The 1935-nt window shown below is 39.1% G+C and carries 1 protein-coding gene; it reads left to right on the top strand.

What is annotated here, in order from left to right; genetic code table 11:
* The first annotated feature begins 189 nt into the window (after positions 1-189).
* Positions 190-1716: a malate:quinone oxidoreductase gene (locus ACOI1D_RS21420; RefSeq protein ID WP_422504224.1), complete on the top strand. Its 1527-nt coding sequence runs from the start codon at positions 190-192 to the stop codon at positions 1714-1716.
* Positions 1717-1935: the final 219 nt, after the last annotated feature.

Genomic DNA, 1935 nt, shown 5'->3' with positions numbered 1-1935 from the left:
GTATTCTCAGGACTAAGTGGAAGTGTTTCTCACTTATTTACCAGTTCAAATTATAATGTAAATAGTAGATTTTTTAAGCTAAGATTTAAACAATTGTGATACACTATATAGTGGGGGTTAAGTGATACGGCGTTTGACTTGGTCGTAACTATCCCTTTACACAAATTCTAGATTTTAAGGATGTTAAATATGAGCAACTTACCTAGAGAAACAGACGTTATCTTAATTGGTGCCGGTGTTATGAGTGCGACTTTGGGATCATTAATGAAAGAATTAGCACCTGACTGGGAAATAACAGTATTTGAGAAGCTCGACAAAGCAGGAGAGGAAAGTTCCAACGTGTGGAATAATGCGGGGACAGGACATTCTGCACTGTGCGAACTTAACTATACATCCGAAAAACCGGATGGATCTATAGACATTAGCAAAGCTATAAAAATAAATGAACAGTTTCAGCTTTCAAGACAGTTTTGGTCGTATCTTGTAAACAGCAGTCTGATTCGTAATCCACAGGACTTTATCACGCCATTACCTCATATGAGTTTGGTACAAGGGGTGGAAAATATAACGTTTTTGAGAAAACGTTTTGAGGCACTTTCAAACAATCCCCTGTTTCAAGGCATGGAGTTTTCCGATGAGCGTGAAAAACTGAAGGATTGGATTCCACTTATCATGGAAGGCCGTTCATTAGATGAACCGATTGCGGCTACGAAAATTGACTCTGGAACGGACGTTAATTTTGGTGCTTTAACAGGCGCGTTATTTGACCACTTAAAGCGTGAAAACGTTGAGTTAAACTATAAGCATAGTGTTGAGGATATTAAACGTACCAGTGACGGCAAGTGGGAAGTGAAAGTGCATGATATCGATGGTGGTAAAATTGAATACCATACTGCAAAGTTCGTATTTGTCGGCGGTGGGGGCGGAAGTCTGACTTTACTGCAAAAAACCGGTATACCTGAATCAAAACATATTGGAGGTTTCCCGGTAAGCGGACTATTTATGGTATGTAACAATCCGGATGTTATAGAGCAGCATAATGCAAAAGTATACGGAAAGGCTAAAGTTGGTGCTCCTCCAATGTCTGTTCCGCATCTTGATACAAGAAAGATCGATAACGAAAACTCACTGCTGTTTGGACCGTTTGCAGGGTTCACACCAAAGTTTTTGAAAACCGGTTCAATGTTCGATTTAATAAACTCCGTAAAACCGGATAACCTTTTAACTATGATGACTGCAGGAGTAAAAAACGCTTCATTGACAAAATATCTGATTCAGCAAGTTCTGTCATCGAAAGAACAGCGTATGGAAGAGTTACGTGAGTTTATCCCTGAGGCTAAACGCGAGGATTGGGATTTAGTAGTAGCTGGACAACGTGTGCAGGTTATCAAGGATACCGAGGCAGGCGGTAAAGGAACACTTCAATTTGGTACAGAAGTTGTCAGTGCCTCTGATGGCTCAATAGCTGCATTGCTTGGCGCTTCTCCGGGTGCTTCTACTGCTGTTCACGTTATGCTCGAGTTATTAGAAAAATGCTTCCCTAAACAAATGGAAAAATGGGAACCGAAAATAAAAGAGATGGTTCCTTCTCATGGTGTATCATTAACGGAAAATCCAGAGCTCTTCAAGGAAATTCATACTTCAACAGCGAAGACACTTGGTCTAAGCGAAAAAGAGCTGGTTCATAGTACTTCTTTGGATGTAGAAAAAAATTAACCTGAGAATCAAGTGAATGATAGAATAACATTTAAAAAAACATAGAATCTTTGATCTATCTTTAGGTTGAAGATTCTTTTTTTAAAGCTAACTAATTTGACCCTAACTCATCTAAAGATAGGGTTTTTTAGCAGTAAAGAAAGTATAAAAACTTTCTTTCTGCATAAGTGCAACTAGGGCTTTTCGCCATTAAGGCTTGGCGATAAGCCAAGTTTTCTA

Source organism: Virgibacillus sp. DJP39, from assembly GCF_049310925.1.
GTDB lineage: Bacteria > Bacillota > Bacilli > Bacillales > Amphibacillaceae > Virgibacillus_F.
The sequence above is the reverse complement of the archived record's forward strand: the minus strand, read 5'-3'. Positions and strand labels throughout refer to the sequence as shown.

Excerpts from the sequence above, each read along its gene's own strand:
- ACOI1D_RS21420 (WP_422504224.1), top strand. The coding sequence starts at position 190 with ATGAGCAACTTACCTAGAGAAACAGACGTTATCTTAATTGGTGCCGGT.